Here is an 18,191-nt window from a genome sequence, read left to right as displayed (position 1 = left end):
TGTCTCCCGCTTACCTCGAACGTTAGGCCTCATGAATCCAGCCCGCTACTGCGAGCATTGCAATGCGGAAATGCGCTCACTCGATGCGCCTTGCCCGAGGTGCTCACTGTTGTCGTCATCGGCACAAGAGAAGCGCTGGAGCAAGAAGCTGACTCAGCTTCGCAGCGTCACTAAACAGGCGCTCGTAGTAACCGTAGCACTTTGCCTGTGCGTGATGATCCTTGACTGGAAAGAAGGGCTGGCTGTGCTCTCGCTAACCGCACTGCAAGTCTGGGTGTACTCGTACTACGGGCAACGTATCGGCAATCAGGACGCTTCTCTACCCGGTCCTGTCTCTGTGCACGCTAACGCTAAGCTGATCACCCGCATAGACTGGGACGTTTGGGCTATGGTCTTCGTCGCAATTCCAGCCGTTGGGGCCTTACTCGTACTCATCAAGCATCTGCTTGCTGTCGCGTAATGAGGCCTAACCCCTCGGTCAAGCGGACCCGCAACGGCGTGGCGCCTGGGCCGCGTGGCCGTGTGGTTTATCCTCGTCCACACGGCCCAGGCGCCACGCCGCTGCGGGCCGCTTACCTCGAACGTTAGGCCTCACACCCAATCACCTGCCGTGAATCCCTCCCTCGCCAGCCGTACACGTTGGCTGCTTGCAGCAGTCGCACTGCTGCTACTAGCGACTGTGGCGGTCCTAACCATTGAAGCCGCCACTTCTCAAGCCGACGCGGAGGCTCGGACGGCTATCGTTGACCCGTCTGGAAGCGTTCACCGCAAGATCGGCGTTCCGAGCCATATCGTGTTGGTAGGCTCAAGCGTAAAGAGCCTCACTACCGGTGGTATCACCCGCACCTGCGAGAGCAACCGCTATCTGGTGGTCGCCGGCGGCAGCCTGTCCTGGGTCGAGGTCACTCTGCACAAGCCTGCAAATCAGTGGAACCGGGCCGTTCGTGTGGTCGCTGTTGGTTGGTCTTCCAAGCCACGCCAAGCTTGCTGAGGTCAGCCTTGTAAGGCTCACGACCTCTCGCGGCCCGTACCCTCCGTGAGGCCTAACCCCTCGCTCAAGCGGAGAGCCAACGGCGTGGCACTTGGCCCGCGGTCCGCTGTGCTTCATCATCCGTCCCGCGGGCCAAGTGCCACACCGTTGGCTCCCGCTTAGCTCGAACGTTAGGCCGCACAGGCGAAGTCCCGAGACCCACACGAGAGAACTCCGATGACAGAGAGAACTGGCGGCTGCTTGTGCGGACAGGTCCGCTATCGAATCACTGCGGAGCCAGCAGTTTCACGGGTGTGTTGGTGCAGGGACTGTCAGCGGATCTCATCGAACGGAACGGTGAACGCTTTGGTGCCAAGCGCGGCAATCGAAATCACTGGGACAGTGAGCCAGTACGTGAAGACTTCCGACAGTGGAAACCAAGTCACTCGCCGCTTCTGTGGGCAGTGCGGTTCGCAACTGTTCGCGGACTCAACAGGTCGCCCAGGTTCCACGGTGGTGCGGGTTGGAACGCTGGACGATGCGTCGTCAGTTCGGCCTAGTGCGAACATCTGGAGTGCGAGTGCTCCAGCGTGGGCATGCCTTGACCCGGCGCTGTCGCGTGTTGAAGGGCAGCCACTGCCGCCTCAAGCACCGAACAGTGCGGCCTAACCCCTCGGTCAAGCGGAGCGCCGTCGGCAGGCCACCAAGCCCCCGCGCTGCTGTGGTTTATCCTGCATCGCGCGGGCTTGGCGTCCTGCCGTCGTCGCCCGCTTACCTCGAACGTTAGGCCGCACAGAAACCACCATGGCTACTGCTGCAGAACTATCGGAAGACGAAGACGAGTTTCACAGCTCTCTTCGCATCTACTTGAATGCGCTCGAGATGCTGGCATCTTCGCCAGAGGAGCAGTGCCGCCTGATGGGCGACTACAACGTAGCCTGGGAGCTAAAGGAAGACGTTCAGAGTGGGAAGTATCTGGTCGGTCGCGGGTACCTTGAAGAATCGGAGGAACAGTGGATCAAGGCCTTGTGTGGCGCGCTTGAGGGAGTCAATGCCCAGGTCCTGCCCTCAGGCGCTGGTCGCGAGGTCAACTTGCAGGCCATGTCACTTCCCGTTTGGCAACCAGCTCGCTTTCTCGCAGCCGAAGTTCTGCGGCAGCTATCGCGGGCGGCCAAAGAGAACACTAGGTTCCTCAGCGGCGGTACCGGTGCGGCCTAACCCCTCGCTCAAGCGGAGCGCCAACGGCAGGCCACCAGGCCCGGTCTGGCGGTACGCGGTACATTTTCGCCAGCCCGGGCCTGGCGTCCTCCCGTCGTCGCCCGCTTAGCTCGAACGTTAGGCCGCACATGCAGGTACCCATGTCCTCGGAGCGTCTGTGAAGTCAGTCAAGCAATCTGCGCCACGAGCCACTCTGCTCGCAAAGCTTCGGTCTGCAGCGATTGACAAGTTGGAACTACTAGCGGAGGGTCTGGGCTTTCTGTTTGCCGTCTCAGGCGCCACTGTCGCAGCGGTACTTGGAAAGGTTGTTGTTGGAGTGGTGCTTGGAGTTCTCGCGCTTGGATTCTTGTTCCGTCTGAAGGGCCGCAAGAAGAAGGCGGTAGAAGTCAAAGGTTTGGCGCAGAGCCCTGGCACCGCAGCGCGCCTTCTTACGGCCGTTGTTTCTGCGTGTGAGGTCGCTGCACTTGTCGAAGCCACAAACCTTCCTGTCCGGTTCGATCAGGCAGCGTTTCACATGGGGCATTGGTACCTGGTGCTGCTGGCATTCTTTGCTGCCTACTTCCTTCAACTCCCGCTGTTTGCAGGGTTGCTGGGCAAGGTCAGGGCGCGGAGTGCGGCCTAACCCCTCGGTCAAGCGGAGCGCCGCCGGCAGGGCGCCAAGCCCGCGCGCTGCTGTGGTTTATCCTGCATCGCGCGGGCTTGGCGCCCTGCCGCCGTCGCCCGCTTACCTCGAACGTTAGGCGTCACACAGAAGAGGCCGACTGACCCGCCAGCGCCACAAACCATGAACCTCCGTGTCACTGAGTGCGAGACGCCCTTCTTCAGCAAGAAGTGCCCCAAATGCGGCGGCTACGTCGAGCAAAGCAACGGGCTTCTACAACTCAGGACGACCTTCCGATGCGTTGAATGCCATCGAGACCTGAAGACCGAAGCAAGGTGGCGTGGCGCTCTTGGCCTGCTATATGCACTTCCAGCGATCGAAGTGGGCTCTTGGATTCAACGCGCCGCAGCAGCGAGTCTGGGTTCGGACGCATTCGCGTTCAAAGTAGTCGTGGCCGCTGTCGCGCTGGGGGTTGGTCTTCCCGCAATACTCCTGGTCTTCCGGGGTATCGTCTACGTCCCCAGTCCTGAACAAAGCAAGTCCACCGGAGCACTCGGCGAGTGACGCCTAACCCCTCGCTCAAGCGGAGCGCCAACGGCAGGCCACCAAGCCCGGGCCGGCGGTACGCGGTACATTTTCGCCAGCCCGGGCTTGGCGTCCTGCCGTCGTCGCCCGCTTAGCTCGAACGTTAGGCCTCACATGCGAACCGTCGTGGCAGTCCTATCCGCCCTGACTTTGGCAGCGCTCGGGGTGTTTGCGGCAATGCCAGCCATGAGCAACGGAGGCTTCCTTGAAGGGCGGGAGTTCTTTGGTCTCGTTGCTATCGGATTGCTCTGCTTCGGCCTGTACGCGGCAGTGTGCTGGTCACAAGCTCAGAAGAGCGTGTTCGTGTGGGTTCAGGCCGCAGTCGTAGGGGTTGGAGCGCCCTTGTTCGTGCTTCTGGCTCCGCTTACGTACTGCATTGCCTTCCAAACGGGAAAGTCATGCATGTAGCTCGTGCTTCCAGCGAGAGCCAGCCGCCAAGCAGTTCACGCCAAAGCACCCACAAGTGCACGCCGCCAAGTCGCTTAGGCAGGCATGCAGCGTCACTAGCGTTAACCCGAGTGAGGCCTAACCCCTCGCTCAAGCTGACCCGCTACGGCAGGCGCTGTAAGCCTGGTCCGCGGCACATGGTGCATCATCGCGAACCAGGCTTACAGCGCCTGCCTCCGCGGGCAGCTTAGCTCGAACGTTAGGCATCACAGGCCGATTCATGCGTCCGCGTACAACCATCACCGTCGCCGGTCTAGTGCTGCTGCTCTATGTAGGTCTCGTCATTGGGATATACATATGGCAGTTTCGCGATCTACCATTCTTGTCCGGCACCACTGAGTCGTGGGGGCAGTTTGGTGACTACGTTGGAGGTCTCTTGAATCCAGCGCTTGCACTACTGAACGTCGGCGTCATTGTCTACTTGGCTATCGCGGTTCAGCGACTTAATGAATCTCAGAGAGAGCACCGAGAGGAGTCCGAGAAGAGAGTACAAACCGTCATTGAACTACATCGCGAGTGGAACAGTGAAACAATCTACCAATCCCGAACCAGTGCGGGCAAATTAGTACGACTTTTTCCAGACAGCAGCTACTTTGAGATTGAGGAAGAGGTGCCGTACGAGCGCGCATCCCACATCTGGGTCGTTGTTGGCTTCTTCCAACGCCTTGCGTTCTTGTCCAAGCACGGCAGACTACACGTCGAAATGGTTCGTGAGCTTTTCGCGGAATTGTTTGTGTGGTGGTGGGTCGTCTCTTTCGCTACGCAGCTTGATCGATGTGACTGCGATGCTAGAACTCAGATGATTGATCTCAAGGACTGGTTCGATTCGATCACGACGCCTGAGCAGCGCATGCCTTGGCTCGAACGTGCAAACAGAGATTTGGCTGCAGCACGAGAAGCGGCAAATCTGCCGCCAGTTATCGTGATGTGATGCCTAACCCCTCGGTCAAGCGGAGAGCCGACGGCAAGTCACCAGGCCCGGGCCGCGGCGCGCTACATTCTCCGCAGCCCGGGCCTGGCGCCTCGCCGTCGCCTCCCGCTTACCTCGAACGTTAGGCCACGCAGCCTCCATCCCCTCGTTCATCACAATTTGTTCCGCAAGCAAACCTAAAGGGAGCTATCTTGAAGATCTTCACACGACTCGTTCTGCCCGTTACTTCTGCGCTTCTGTTGACTTCCTGTGCCACAGGTCCACAAGACACTGGACCGAAGCCCGTGATCAAGTCCATCGCAATCGTCCCCGCATCGAATCCGCAGAAGATCACATTTGAGAACACGAACGTTTTGAGTGGCTTTGCTGTGTGGACTGCAGTTGCCCACCGCAATGACACACAGATGAAGGAAAACACAATCAACTCCGCCACCAATATTGGCGAATCAAAGCTCGGGGATATCCTGACAGAGAAAGTAGTTTCAAACCTGCGAGCAGCTGGCTTTCAAGTTGAGGTACTTCAGAGCGTCGAAAGACCCAAAGATTATCCGGACAACGTCGATATCCTCGCTGTTCTCACCACTGCCGATGCAGTCATGCAACTCGCCGTGACCTATGTCGGCATCCACTCAGGTGCAATGGCAACAGCCTTTAACCCGCAAATCGCCGGCTATGCCCTGCTGTACCCAAAGGGCAGCAAGCGCCCCCTCTTCGATGGTGAAGTGCAGTTCGGAACTGCACTCTCCGAAGGCAAACCCAACGAGATCAAGGCAGAACCCAAGTTCGCCTATAAAGACATCAGCACGATCTACAGCAACGCGAGCGAACTCAAGGGCTTCTATGCCTCAGGCACAGATCTCGTGGCCACGCGCTTGTCCGAGCAACTGATGAAGACGCTTCGCTAAGCTCCTCTGAGCGCGGCCTAACCCCTCGGTCAAGCGGAGAGCCAACGGCAAGTCACCAGGCCCGGGCCGCGGCGAGGTAAATTCTCCGCAACCCGGGCCTGGCGCCTCGCCGTCGGCTCCCGCTTACCTCGAACGTTAGGCCTCACAACCCGAATGCCGCTCCCACTCGTCGAGCTTAAGAAGCGCCTCAGCTCTTTCACTGAGGAATTCGCGCGGTCCCTGACATACGAGTCCGCGTTGAAGTTGCTCGCAGACGGGAACTCGAACAGGAACGTGACATACGCGAAGGTGCCGCCCGAGGACTTCGAACTCACTTTCCTGTGGGAGGTACTGTCGCACGAAGAAGTTGAGGGCAAGCCCGCGGCGCGAATCTTGACGCACGTTTGTGATGACAGAGAGAAGGGAAAGCTAGGCTCGGTGTGGACGCCACTTTGCGGTGGCGGATGGATCTACACTGACGGGTCGTTTGAGCAGCATGAGCTGGGCAACCTCGCTGCCGACTCAGAAGAAGACTGACATCATGCAAGCCAGCTTCTTTCGCACTAGCCGTCACCTCTTTGCTCATGCGGGCCACATGCGCACGGTGAGGCCTAACCCCTCGCTCAAGCGGAGCGCCAACGGCAGGCCACCAGGCCCGGTCTGGCGGTACGCGGTACATTCTCGCCAGCCCGGGCCCGGCGTCCTCCCGTTGTCGCCCGCTTAGCTCGAACGTTAGGCCCCGCGGGGAGTCCTGTGCTTGCTTCGGCGCGCTCCGGCTACAGCCTCAAACTCATGCCGAGCCTGCGGCACGGCGAATACGGGCACTGCTTCGCCCGTGCCAATGCGCCCGCTCCGGACGCCGCCGTAGCAAGTGATTGAATACCCTGCTGGGGTGCCGCGCCGTCGCTTTCGTCGCTTCCCGCTTCGCTGATGCATCAACCTCCGGTTGCTACGGTGGCGCTGTGATCAATACGCCTTCGTTGTCGGGGCGCTGGCGCGCGCTTCGGTCCTCTCCAGAAGCACTGTGCCTGGTTCGCCAAGCACAGGTCGGAGCCGTAGGCTGGTTCCGCGTTGTCGCCTTCGGGCATCGCCGTCCTTCGGTTCGTCACCCGCCGCGCTCATTCCTACAGCGGGGCCTAACCCCTCGGTCAAGCGGAGAGCCAACGGCGTGGCACTTGGCCCGCGGGCCGCTGTGCTTCATCATCCGTCCCGCGGGCCAAGCGCCACACCGCCGGCTCCCGCTTACCTCGAACGTTAGGCCGCACAGGCCGGCCTCGCCGCACCGCACCGCCAGCAGAGATGCAAAGCGAATGACAAACACTTCTAAGTTCATCACCTTTGTTCTCGGCGCTGGAGCAAGCTTCGAGGTCGGCATGCCTACTGGCTACGAGTTGAAGGCCAAGATCGAATCAAGCCTTTCATTCAGACTAGAGGACTTCCGACGACTTGGCGGAGGTGACGATCAACTTCGCGATGCACTTCTTCAACTGAGTCAGCGACGAGGAGCGGAGATCACCCCAAGTGATCATCTCTCCGCAGCAAAGCTTATCAAGACAGGAATGCCACAAGCGCCGTCCATTGACAACTTCATTGATTCGCATCGTTCGAATGCTAAAGTCGCCGAAGTTGGAAAACTTGCCATCGCATCGGAAATCCTCAAAGCGGAGCGGGCGAGCAAACTCCACGTCAATCCCGATAGAATCCACAATAGACTGAACGCAGGAGTTGTTGCGGACACATGGTTCAACGCCTTCTTTCAGCTACTAACCCTCAATGCGCAGGAGAAGGATCTTCCCGAAAGACTAAAACATGTGCAGGTCATAACGTTTAACTACGACAGAACGCTGGAGCACTATCTCTTTCACTCGATACAAAACTACTATGGATGCAGTCCGGCGAGAGCGGCAGATATTCTCACCAACCTGACTGTGTTTCATCCCTACGGAAAAGTTGGGAGTCTGCCGTGGCAGAACTCGGGTATGGCGGTTCCGTTTGGTGGCGACATGCATTCTTCTGCGCTCATTCAAGTCTCTACTCTCCTTCGCACCTTCACAGAGGGAACTTCAGAGAGTGAAAGTCAGATTAATACTATTCGGTCTGCGGTCTTTGAAGCCGAGATACTCACCTTTCTTGGCTTCGCGTATCACGAGCTGAATCTCGAGCTACTGTTTGGCGCCGCGAGAGATAGCCCCATTAGGCATTCAAAGCAAGTCTACGGAACCGCCATGGGAATTTCTGAAAGCAACAAGAAGGCTATCGCGTCTGAGCTCGCCAATCTTGGGAGATACGATACATCTCAGATATTCCTCAGACGTGAGCTATCCGCTGCACAATTGCTACCAGAATATTCGCGCACTCTACGCATTCCAAGTGCGGCCTAACCCCTCGCTCAAGCGGAGAGCCAACGGCGTGGCACTTGGCCCGCGGGCCGCTGTGCTTCATCATCCGTCCCGCGGGCCAAGCGCCACACCGTCGTCTCCCGCTTAGCTCGAACGTTAGGCCTCACAAACAGACCGAATCCCACTTCTGTCGCCAATGACCCAGACCACGGGGCAGCTCTACACCGAACTGAAGGACGATGTGGCCGCCGTTGCGAACCCGCTCTTCGACCTCTCGGAGAGACTCCTGCGCGAGAACGGAAACTTCTTGCCACACGGATTCGTACTGAACGATGAAGGCAAAGACTCAATGGTCGGCGCCGTGGAAGGCAACGGCTCCGGCAGGAGCACTTCGACAGCTACCCTTCCATTGCTGCACCAAGGTCTTCGCAAGCAAGCGGAGACAGGAAGAGCCCGAGCCGTCGGCGTAGCAGAGAACGTAACTGTCACTCCTGAAGGCGGCAGCGCTACCAAGGCAATCAAGGTGCTCTTCGAGCATCGAGAAGGTCTGTGCGTCGCGCTCTATCTCCCGTTCAAGAAGAAGCTTTTGGGCGGCTACGAGATGGGCACGCCCTTCACGGTGCCAGCAGAGCCGGAAGTCAAACCCTGGCCGTGAGGTGAGGACTAACCCCTCGCTCAAGCGGAGCGCCAACGACAGGCCGCCAGGCCCGGCCTGGCGGTACGCAGTACATTTTCGCCAGCCCGGGCCCTGGTGTCCTGCCGCCGCCGCCCGCTTACCTCGAACGTTAGGCCTCACAGGCGGCATCTTCCTGGGGCCTCCTCACCATGCAATCGCTGCGCGCGCAGCCACTGGCGCGATGGCATAGTCCCGCTCAAGTCCCCCGCTCTTCCCGTGCCGCGATGAACCTCCTCGGCCTCCTGGCTTTCTTCTGCTCGATTGGTCTGCTTGTACTTGGCCGCAGGCCGGCCGAGCACGACCGCGCCGGTAATCCCGCACTACTGTTGCGCGCGCCTGCTCTTGCTCTTGTTCCGTGGGGTGCACTTCTGCTCTGGGAGGCCGTCACCTACAGGTTCGGGCCTTCGTTCGATCGAGCGCCCTTTACCTTCTACGCTTTGCTGGTCCTCGCGCTACTCACCTGCCTCGGGGCCGCACTGCTGTTCAGTTTCCGCATCACGGTAGAACCCAAGCGTGTGGTTCTGCAGATTCCTTTGGTGTGGCAGCAGGTTGTTCCTCTCTCACACCTGGTTGAGGTCCAAGACGACTCGCTGATTCCTATCGTCGTCTTCTCCCGCTCACGCAAGATCACGATCCTGCCGCTGTACTCAGGCGTAGTTGGCTTTCTCCATCACCTCAAGGCGTACCACGCCGAGCTTCCAAGCTCTGCGGGTGAGGCCTAACCCCTCGGTCAAGCGGAGAGCCAACGGCAAGTCACCAGGCCCGCGCGCCGCGGTTGTTTATCCTGCACCGCGCGGGCCTGGCGCCGTGCCGCCGGCTCCCGCTTACCTCGAACGTTAGGCCGTACAAACGAACCATATTCGCCCTCGTATGCTCTCTAAACACGATCAACTACTTCTCAAGGATCTCCGACTTCAACCAGTCTGGTTGCTTTGGGTGTACCTGCTACTTGGCGTTATCGCCAGTGCAACTGGGCTATCAATGCTGCACTGGAGCATCGAGGCAATCGCCTGCGTGGGAGGCGGCTTCTTGATGGCTCTTGGCGCTGAGAAGCTCGTTACCCGGCGCATCCGGTCTGCAGCAATTCAAGCCTTTTCCCAGGGCCGCTACTAACGGAGCCACTAAATCAGAGTGGCAACAAGCGGTCGTGAGCATCACCAGAGTATCCAGTCCTTCTCTCCGGTGCCCTGTGCGGCCTAACCCCTCGCTCAAGCGGAGCGCCAACGGCAGGCCACCAGGCCCGGTATGGTGGTACGCGGTACATTTTCACCAGCCCGGGCCTGGCGTCCTGCCGTCGACGCCCGCTTAGCTCGAACGTTAGGCCTCACACCCCACACCCTGCAGTGAAGCGAGTTGCCCCAGTTCTCTCAATCATGGCTACCGTCGCACTTGGCGCGGCCGATGCCTATGTTTTCGCTTTGCGCTGGACCGTTCCTGCCCCTCAGCCAATTGCATGGGGACAGTTCCTGGCAGCCGCGGCACTTCAAGTCACCATAGTGATCGCTTTGTTCCTATACGTCTCCTGGCTTGTGCAGAAGCGGGAGATACCAACCCTGCCTTCAGGACCCTTGGAAGTGCTCAGAGCAAGGTTCTGGCCCGCCGGAGTTCTCATCGTCCTTGCGGTGCTCTCGGTCGATCTCTTGCATTCTTCATTGCTCTGCGGAGGTGAAGGCATTCCACAGAGCCGCGGTCAAGTAGCGAACTGTCGCGTATGAGGGCACGCGTCATCGGGGAAGCGTCGCCAGTTAGGCCTAACCCCTCGCTCAAGCGGAGAGCCAACGGCGTGGCACTCGAACCGCGGGCCGCTGTGCTTCATCATCCGTCCCGCGGGCCAAGCGCCGCACCGCCAGCTCTCGCCTAGCTCGAACGTTAGGCCGCACGGGCCATCACATCAGTTCTCCTGTGCAAATGAACACTCGCAATACTCTGCTACTCCTCGCGTCTCATGTTGCAGTAGGTGCCGCAGGCTTTGCGGGTGGCATCTACGCTCTTCCAATACTTATCGAGCCTCCGGCACCCACTGCCGTTGAAATCAAGGAAGCTACGGCTCAGATTCAATTTACCGCACAGTTCAGGCGGGATCTGAAGGATAGTGATGCTTTGCACTGGGGTGAGGGTGTCGTTTCTGTTGCTGCCAACGCCATATCGTTGGCAGGAAAGCTAGCGCCAGGCCCAGACTACAAGCTCTACCTTTCGCCAGAATTCGTTGAGACCGAAGCGGAGTTCAATCGCCTCAAGAGGCAGATGGTCCGAGTTGGTGATGTCAAGACCTTCGAGAACTTTGTGGTGCCAGTCCCTGCTGGTATCGAGCCCGCGAAGTACTCAGCCGTCATCGTTTGGTGCGAGACCTTTGGTCAGTTCATTACGGCCGCAAAGTACCGGTAGCGCGAAGTGCGGCCTAACCCCTCGATCAAGCGGAGAGCCAACGGCGTGGCACTTGGCCCGCGGGCCGCTGTGCTTCATCATCCGTCCCGCGGGCCAAGCGCCACACCGCTGTCTCCCGCTTACCTCGAACGTTAGACCTCGCCATGCCCATCACTGGCACTCTCAGAAGCTGGAACGAAGATCGAGGCTTTGGCTTCATTGCACCAACACACGGTGGCGCTGAGATATTCGTTCATGCAAGTGCATTTGCACGAGACGGATCAAGCCCAACAGTCGGCGAAAACCTTTCCTATGAGCTTGGCCGCGGTCGAGACGGGAAACCACAGGCAGTGAATGTGGTGCGTTTAGCGGTCGGATCAAGGCCGCCGCGAGCACCGAGCGGACGTGAAACGCACAAGTCTCAAACCAGTTGGGTTGGATTGCTCATCATCGCCTTGTTGCTCGGAACAGGCGGAGTGTGGGGCTACAAACAGTTTTCTGGGTGGCAGCACCGGAAGAACCTGGCTTCTCAGCCAGCCGAGCTTTCGACACCGGCGCCAGGCAGCTCAGAAGCAAGCCCAGCGGCGTTCAGCTGCGACGGGCGCGTCTACTGCTCGCAGATGACTTCATGTGCTGAGGCAAAGTGGTTCATCAACAACTGCCCCGGCACCAAGATGGACGGAAACAGCGATGGCATTCCCTGCCAAGAGCAGTGGTGTAACTAGTGCCGCCTGCGAGGTCTAACACCTCGGTCAAGCGGAGAGCCAACGGCGTGGCACTTGGCCCGCGGGCCGCTGTGCTTCATCATCCGTCCCGCGGGCCAAACGCCACACTGCTGTCTCCCGCTTAGCTCGAACGTTAGGCCCCACAGGCAAGTCATCTCGGCCTCAACCGCAAGTTCTCAGTCGTATGCCCTCAGAAATCATTGGCGAGCCGTTGGCTGCGGTCCAAGCCTGGATCAACGCCTTCAACGCGAACGCTCGAGAAGTAGTAGTTGACCTCTACGCCTCAGACGCAGTGCTTTGGGGCACCTTTGCAGGCGAACTGATCAGCACGCGCGCAGCACTTGTCGAGTACTTCGACAGAGCGTTTGAGTCACATCCAAGCCCTACCGTCGAGCTGCAGTCCAGTTCTGTGCAGGCGTTCGGTGGGTTCGCCGTTGTCTCCGGCGCGTACCTGCTGCGCTTCTCGGTGGGTGGCCAGCTTCAGTGCCTTCCGGCTCGCTTCACCTTCGCGCTTGCTAGCCAGTCCGGCAAGTGGCGAGTCGTCACGCACCACTCTTCCATCACGCCGGTGAGTCCTGCTCGTTGATCGTCCGTGCGTAGAGTGGGGTCTACCCCCTCGGTCAAGCGGAGAGCCAACGGCAAGCCACCAGGCCCGCGCGCCGCGGTGGTTTATCCTGCATCGCGCGGGCCTGACGCTTCTCCGTCGGCTCCCGCTTACCTCGAACCCTAGGCCTCACAAGACAAACTTTCGCTGCGGATGCGCGAAACCAAACTTCAGGAACCGCTCCCATGTCCAAGCGTCAGTTCATGAAGGCTGCGATTGCAGGGTTCAGCGCGATCTCTCAGATTGGGCGATCGTCTGCTCAATCAACTTTCTCCGCCGATTACATGGCACCAGGGGAGTTCGAGCCTCAGGAGTACATCTGGCTCAGTTGGATAGAGAAGGGCAGTCTGGGGAGCGCGCCCTTTTCGGATGTTGCACTCAGCGTCATGAGGGCTATCACGCCGCACGTGAAAGTTCGTCTGATGTATAGCAATCTCACGGCTGAGGATGCTTCGTACTTCGGACCTTATCGCTTGACGCAACCCGAAGCCGAGGCACGCCTGCGTGCACGGCTAGCGTCGGAACGCGTAGACATGACGCGGGTCGAACTCTTCTACTACCCCCAGCCCTTCGGGGCGATCCAGGATCCTGGCCCCTACTTCTTGCGCGCTCGCAACGGTCGTCTGGCGGTCGCCGACTATCGCTTTGACCATCCGGACCGCCGCACCGAAGCAATGGATCGGAACATCGCCAACGCCTTGGGATTGCCTACGGTCAAGTCCGATCTCATCAGTGAGGGTGGAGCCCGGCAAGTCAATGGCCGAGGAACACTTCTGCTCGTCGAAGCCGTTGAGCTTTCGCGAAACTCCAGCCTGGGCCTGGATACGATCGAAGCGGAACATAAGCGCGTACATGGCGCGAAGACCGTCGTCTGGCTCAAGCAGGGGCCCGCGGATGAAGCCTGGGGACGCCTGCCAGACGGAAAATGGGGCATTGGAACCGGTGGGCATGTTGACGTTTTCGCACGCTTCGCGGATGCCCGCACCATCCTTCTCGCAAACGTCAGCGACCGACAGATCTCTACAAACCCTGTCCTTCGGGAGACCAGTGAACGAATGGAAGAAAACTTCCGAATTCTCTCTGGAGCCAAAGATGAACGTGGTCGACCGTTCCGCATCATCCGGGTTCCAGTGCCGGACACGATGACCGGACGTGTTGCCTATGACTCCCTGTCCAGGGAAGAACGAAGTTGGTTTGAAGGCGCCAAACCCGGAGACACAGTTGAGTTCTACCTCCCGGGTGGATATCTCAACTTCATCATTGCCAACGGCATTGTCATTACAGCGAGATTCTGGCGCGCAGGTATGTCCGAAAGTTTGAGAACGACAGATGCGCTGGCGCGGTCGGCATTGCAGCGTGCCTTTCCCAGCCGCAAGATCGTCCAAGTTGATGTGCTTCCGCTGATCTACGACGGCGGCGGCTTGCACTGTCACTCGCGTAACCAACCGTATGCTGCTGCAGGCAAGCATTGAGAGTTCTCTGCAACGCTGTGGGCCTAACCGCTCGCTCAAGCTGACCCGCTACAGCAGGCTCTGCAGGCCCGGCCTGAGCCAGTCGAACTATCGTCTCAGTCCGGGCTTACAGTACCTACTTACGGGGGCAGTTTCGCTCGAACGTTCGACCGCACGGCAAGACTACGCCATGACCGAGGCTCTGTTCAGCACTGAGCGCCTGCTGTGTCGGCGCTGGCAAGCTCATGACATTGAGCCGCTGTACGCGGTGTATTCGGATCCGGAGGCCATGCGGTGGGTTGGCGACGGTCGGCCTATCAGCCGGGAGAACTGCGAGAGATGGCTTCAAGTTACGGAGGCCAACTACGCCGCTCGCGGCTACGGCATGTTCGCCTTGGTAGAGAACATCTCAAACACCGTCATCGGTTTCTGTGGTCTGGTTCACCCCGGCGGACAGACCGAACCCGAGGTCAAGTACGCCTTCGTGAAATCCGAGTGGGGCCGCGGGTTGGCCAGCGAAATCATTCCTGCGCTTCTGACCTATGGGGCGTCACAACACGGGCTGCAGGCCATCATCGCCACAGTGGCCGTTGAGAACCTGGCATCGCAGCGCGTACTTGTCAAGTCGGGCATGGTGTTACGCGAGCAGCGGCGCAATGAGGATGGATCAACGACCAATGTCTACGAGTGGCGCGCGAGTGCTGTCTAACCCCTCGCTCAAGCGGAGAGCCAACGGCTTGGCACTTGGCCCGCGGGCCGCTGTGCTTCATCATCCGCCCCGCGGGCCAAGCGCTACACCGTCGCCTCCCGCTTACCTCGAACGTTAGGCCCCCGAGTCACCTCTTTTGCGCGTCTGCAGAGGGAATTCCAACAATGAAGCGCCTGTCACTGCTCGCCAGTCTGCTACTGCTCGCCGCGTGCGCCTCGTCACCAACTGGAAGTGGTAGCGCCACGCCAGTATCGAAGGCCAGCATTCCATTCAGTTCTCCCGAGTGTCTGGCAGCCAAGCTACGACAGGGGGAGCCTTTTCCTGCCAGCGCCATTCCACCCTCCGCGCTTGCAAATCGTCAGAGTGGCTGGGTCGCCATCCGCTATGACGTGATCGATGGGCGTGCGCAGAATCTGGCGGTGGTTGGGAGCAATCCCCCTGGCCTCTACGATGCCGCTGCGCTCCAGCACGCATCAACCTACAGGGACCCCGCCAAGTCTGCGGTTCGCGGCTGTGTCACAACCATCGAGGTCACCTTTTAGTCTGGAGCCTTGGCCCAGCGCACCGACTGTGGTCTCACCCCTCGGTCGAACGGAGAGCCAACGGCAAGTCACCAAGCCCGAGCCGCGGCACGCTACATTCTCCGTAGCCCGGGTTGGGCGCCTCACCGTCGGCTCCCGCTTACCTCGAACGTTGGGCCGCACAACCGCCGCCCAGCGGCTCCACAAGCAAAGACCGGAATCTGCCCCAAATCAAAGGATCCGCCGTGCCAATCGTTGATGACTTGCTCCGCAATGCCTATGAAGACACTCAGCTCTTGCTCACGAACGATCAGCGTGGCGACGTACTCTCGATTCCACGCAACGTTGAGTTCTTGCTTCTAGCACCAGACGAAGAGAAAGCAAGCACCGTGTGCTCCTTCATCCAGGACAACCAATATGGAGCGGCCACCGTTCAGGAGGACGACGGCAAGTTCAGAGTATTGGTCGTCATTCATATGCCAATCACCCAGAACCTCATCTGCTCGGTCTCTGCCCTGATGACCTGCCTCGCGGCGATATTTGGTATGGAGTACGACGGATGGGGCAGCGTCATCAAGAGTGCGGCCTAACCCCTCGCTCAAGCGGAAAGCCCACGGCAAGTCACCAGGCCCGGTCCGCGGCGCGCTACATTCTCCGCAGTCCAGGCTTGGTGCCCGCCGTCGGCTCCCGCTTACCTCGAACGTTGAGCGTCCGATTCACTGTTCTGCGTACCGCCCATGAAGACACGAACGGCCACCTGCAGTTGCGGTCAGCTCAGCGTCGAAACCCAAGGCGAGCCCAGACGCGTGTCGATCTGCCATTGCCTCGCTTGCCAGAAGAGAACCGGAAGCATATTCGGAGCACAAGCGCGGTTCCCGCGGAGCCTGGTTCAGATTCGAGGTGAATCCAAGGAGTGGGTGCGGGTGGGCGACGAAGGAAGCAGTGTCGCCTTTCACTTCTGTCCAACCTGCGGTTCCACCGTCTACTACGCTGTTGCGGGCTACGACGAGGAAAGCATCGCCATACCAGTCGGCGCCTTTGCTGAGCCAGGCTTTCCGGTGCCCACAATCTCTGTGTATGAAGAGCGCATGCACAGTTGGGTAGGTTTGCCGCCGGAGATTGAGCACATGCAATGAAGCCGCAGCCACTGACGCCCAATCCCTCGGTCAAGCGGAGAGCCAACGGCGTGGCACTGGGCCCGCAGGCCGCCGTGGCTCATCATCCGTCCCGCGGACCAAGCACCACACCGTCGTCTCCAGCTTGGCTCCAACGTTAGACCTCGCGGCCACCGAATGTCTGCACCGGGGAGCGCCCAATGTCATACATCGCTAGCCATCTCGCTACCGTGCCGTCATCTGGCTTCACGTGGTACCTGATCTTCATCGAGTGTCCGTTTGTCGACGACGTGCAGAAGGAGATGGATGCCCACTTCCATCGATTGGGTCAAGAGGCGGGCACCGACGCGCTGGTGGTGCGCGGCTACCGAGGATCGCAGTTCACGACCTCTGTCTATGAAGCACCCGCGTTCTCCGATGAACGTTGGCGGGCGCGAGCGAAGTTCCCTTCCCTGATCGTGTCTAGCGTTCCACCTCAGCAGGCCCTGGCCAACACGGGCGCCCTCGACAGCGGAAAGGTGATGATCTTCAACCTCCGCGAGATCTACGACGAGAAGAAGAGTCTTGCGGGATTCTTGGCTGATCTCGTTGCAGCCCTCACCAAAGAGAATGCCCTTGCCGCGCTTGAAGATCTCGATCCGGGGAAGTTGGAGAGAGGTTGGGGCTGGCTTTCCAAGTACATGAAAATGGAGCCGGGCTTCTTCGGCTTCAATGTCAAACTCGACAAGGTGCTGAAAGATGTCTTCTCCAAGATGTAGCGAGCGGGGCCTCTCACCCCTCGGTCAAGCGGAGCGCCGCCGACAGGCCCACAGGCCCAGACTGGCGGTACGCGGTACATTGCCGCCAGCTCGGGCGTGCTGCCCTGCCCTCGTCGCCCGCTGACCTCGAACGTTAAGCGTCACATCCTCATCCGCTGCTGCGCATGCGCAAATCGATCCCCCCTGAGCGCCCGCACGTGGGTCCCATGAAAGCGGTCACCTCGGCCCGGACCACGCAGACAAAACTCGCAACTGGCCAGCTGGAACTGACGATCGAGCACGACACCATCCGTGGCGTCGACCCGATCATGCTGCGGTGGTGGTTCGAGAACCTTGGCAAGGACATGGTCTTCGCAGGACAGACCTACCCGCGCTATCTGCTTTGGCACCCACGAGACCACATCCATTGGGAGTTGGCCAAGCCCTCACCCAGTGGAGGCTCCGGGCAGGGAGCTCACTTCCGGATCGTGGAGGCGTTTGCCGCCAATCCCTCCTACTACGTCGACTCGACGGAGTACGTCGAGAAACTGGATGAAGAAGGCGTCTCGCTGACCAGGCGAATCGCAGGCCACGAGGTCTTTCGGCTGGAGCACCACTTTGGTCAGACTCCACGAGGAGCGAGTTACCGTTCACGCATGGTTGTGGGCGTTGATTCGGGCCCGCTCCGGGGGCCGTTCAATCACATGGTCCGCCCCAGAGTCTTCCCGGACGCGATGGGGACCGCATGGCTGACCCACAACGTGGAGGAAGTCAGCATGTTCGAGCACATCCTGCCACGTTTGTACGCAGAGCGGTAACGCCCAACCCTCCGGCCTCGCAGCACCGCTGCTTCTGATCTGCGCACATGCGGATGCCAATCCTCCGCTGATCGAAGACGTGCGCGCCAGGTCAGTGTCTGTGTGGAACGACAACGCGCAGGTGATATGGAGCGAGTTTTTCAGTCCGCTGGACCAGTCCCACGATATGGACGGCAACTTGTCGCTCACCGGCTGTCGCAACGAGACCGCCAGGGTTGGAGCCCCACTCGCAACTGTTGCTCGGTTCCGCCAACCTCTTCGCATGGCCACTGAAAGTTCGCCCGAGTGCGCATCTGCTTTCTTCGCAGAAGAGCTCTCAGAAGCAAAGGCCCGCCGGCGGACGATGGCAATGCGGCCAGCGGCTCGCGCAAATGAGCGTCGCCGAGCGCTTGTCGAGCAGGTGTGCGCCAAAGCGGCGCGCCTCACACAGCGGGCATGGCTGGCCACCGAGAACGTTCATGCGAGGCAGTGCCAAGCCCGTCCGCCAAGTGCGGCT

The 18,191-nt window shown here is 59.8% G+C and carries 21 protein-coding genes; all 21 read left to right on the top strand.

From position 1 onward, the window contains the following. Positions 1-31 precede the first annotated feature (31 nt). The 21 genes from ACPOLB_RS23510 to ACPOLB_RS23410 all read left to right on the top strand — a co-directional run bounded on the left by ACPOLB_RS23510 (position 32) and on the right by ACPOLB_RS23410 (position 17,695). Positions 32-460, top strand: coding sequence for a hypothetical protein (locus ACPOLB_RS23510; RefSeq protein ID WP_425258474.1), 429 nt, complete (start codon positions 32-34; stop codon positions 458-460). A gap of 150 nt (positions 461-610) precedes the next feature. Next, positions 611-991, top strand: a complete 381-nt coding sequence (locus tag ACPOLB_RS23505; protein ID WP_425258473.1) for a hypothetical protein — start codon at positions 611-613, stop codon at positions 989-991. A gap of 216 nt (positions 992-1,207) precedes the next feature. Beyond that, a complete protein-coding gene (locus ACPOLB_RS23500; protein ID WP_425258472.1) occupies positions 1,208-1,639 on the top strand; it encodes a GFA family protein in 432 nt (143 codons plus the stop codon). A gap of 135 nt (positions 1,640-1,774) precedes the next feature. Continuing rightward, complete coding sequence (locus tag ACPOLB_RS23495) at positions 1,775-2,188, top strand: hypothetical protein (RefSeq protein ID WP_425258471.1); 414 nt, start codon at positions 1,775-1,777, stop codon at positions 2,186-2,188. Positions 2,189-2,345: 157 nt separating this feature from the next. Next, positions 2,346-2,810 (top strand): hypothetical protein, encoded by a 465-nt coding sequence (locus ACPOLB_RS23490; protein WP_425258470.1) that lies wholly within the window; start codon positions 2,346-2,348, stop codon positions 2,808-2,810. Between the two features lie 162 nt (positions 2,811-2,972). Beyond that, complete coding sequence (locus ACPOLB_RS23485; RefSeq protein WP_425258468.1) at positions 2,973-3,353, top strand: hypothetical protein; 381 nt, start codon at positions 2,973-2,975, stop codon at positions 3,351-3,353. 688 nt (positions 3,354-4,041) lie between these two features. Continuing rightward, positions 4,042-4,752, top strand: coding sequence for a hypothetical protein (locus ACPOLB_RS23480; RefSeq protein ID WP_425258466.1), 711 nt, complete (start codon positions 4,042-4,044; stop codon positions 4,750-4,752). 284 nt (positions 4,753-5,036) lie between these two features. Continuing rightward, positions 5,037-5,657 carry a hypothetical protein gene (locus tag ACPOLB_RS23475; protein WP_425258465.1) on the top strand — a complete coding sequence of 207 codons (621 nt, stop codon included), beginning with the start codon at positions 5,037-5,039 and terminating at the stop codon, positions 5,655-5,657. Positions 5,658-5,810: 153 nt separating this feature from the next. After that, entirely contained in the window at positions 5,811-6,173 is a 363-nt protein-coding gene (locus ACPOLB_RS23470) for a hypothetical protein (RefSeq protein WP_425258464.1), read from the top strand. Positions 6,174-6,946: 773 nt separating this feature from the next. Continuing rightward, on the top strand, positions 6,947-8,017 hold the full coding sequence (locus ACPOLB_RS23465; protein WP_425258463.1) for a hypothetical protein: 1,071 nt from the start codon (positions 6,947-6,949) through the stop codon (positions 8,015-8,017). A 154-nt stretch (positions 8,018-8,171) separates the two neighbouring features. Beyond that, the gene (locus tag ACPOLB_RS23460; RefSeq protein WP_425258462.1) at positions 8,172-8,630 is read left to right on the top strand and encodes a hypothetical protein; all 459 of its coding nucleotides are present in this window, start codon (positions 8,172-8,174) and stop codon (positions 8,628-8,630) included. Between the two features lie 245 nt (positions 8,631-8,875). After that, the gene (locus ACPOLB_RS23455) at positions 8,876-9,373 is read left to right on the top strand and encodes a hypothetical protein (protein ID WP_425258461.1); all 498 of its coding nucleotides are present in this window, start codon (positions 8,876-8,878) and stop codon (positions 9,371-9,373) included. 1,186 nt (positions 9,374-10,559) lie between these two features. Further along, entirely contained in the window at positions 10,560-11,036 is a 477-nt protein-coding gene (locus ACPOLB_RS23450; protein ID WP_425258459.1) for a DM13 domain-containing protein, read from the top strand. Between the two features lie 143 nt (positions 11,037-11,179). Further along, on the top strand, positions 11,180-11,740 hold the full coding sequence (locus ACPOLB_RS23445) for a cold shock domain-containing protein (RefSeq protein ID WP_425258458.1): 561 nt from the start codon (positions 11,180-11,182) through the stop codon (positions 11,738-11,740). Positions 11,741-11,924: 184 nt separating this feature from the next. Further along, a complete protein-coding gene (locus tag ACPOLB_RS23440; RefSeq protein WP_425258457.1) occupies positions 11,925-12,326 on the top strand; it encodes a nuclear transport factor 2 family protein in 402 nt (133 codons plus the stop codon). A 203-nt stretch (positions 12,327-12,529) separates the two neighbouring features. Beyond that, positions 12,530-13,816, top strand: coding sequence for an agmatine deiminase family protein (locus ACPOLB_RS23435; RefSeq protein WP_425258456.1), 1,287 nt, complete (start codon positions 12,530-12,532; stop codon positions 13,814-13,816). 169 nt (positions 13,817-13,985) lie between these two features. Further along, positions 13,986-14,504 carry a GNAT family N-acetyltransferase gene (locus tag ACPOLB_RS23430; RefSeq protein ID WP_425258455.1) on the top strand — a complete coding sequence of 173 codons (519 nt, stop codon included), beginning with the start codon at positions 13,986-13,988 and terminating at the stop codon, positions 14,502-14,504. A gap of 766 nt (positions 14,505-15,270) precedes the next feature. Next, on the top strand, positions 15,271-15,615 hold the full coding sequence (locus ACPOLB_RS23425) for a ribonuclease E inhibitor RraB (protein ID WP_425258454.1): 345 nt from the start codon (positions 15,271-15,273) through the stop codon (positions 15,613-15,615). Between the two features lie 147 nt (positions 15,616-15,762). Continuing rightward, positions 15,763-16,161, top strand: coding sequence for a GFA family protein (locus ACPOLB_RS23420; RefSeq protein ID WP_425258453.1), 399 nt, complete (start codon positions 15,763-15,765; stop codon positions 16,159-16,161). A gap of 179 nt (positions 16,162-16,340) precedes the next feature. Further along, on the top strand, positions 16,341-16,898 hold the full coding sequence (locus ACPOLB_RS23415; RefSeq protein ID WP_425258452.1) for a hypothetical protein: 558 nt from the start codon (positions 16,341-16,343) through the stop codon (positions 16,896-16,898). 206 nt (positions 16,899-17,104) lie between these two features. Next, positions 17,105-17,695, top strand: a complete 591-nt coding sequence (locus ACPOLB_RS23410) for a DAPG hydrolase family protein (protein ID WP_425258451.1) — start codon at positions 17,105-17,107, stop codon at positions 17,693-17,695. The last annotated feature ends 496 nt before the right edge of the window (positions 17,696-18,191 follow it).

The sequence above is a fragment of the Rubrivivax soli genome (assembly GCF_049810355.1).
Classification (GTDB): domain Bacteria; phylum Pseudomonadota; class Gammaproteobacteria; order Burkholderiales; family Burkholderiaceae_C; genus Rubrivivax.
The sequence above is the reverse complement of the archived record's forward strand: the minus strand, read 5'-3'. Positions and strand labels throughout refer to the sequence as shown.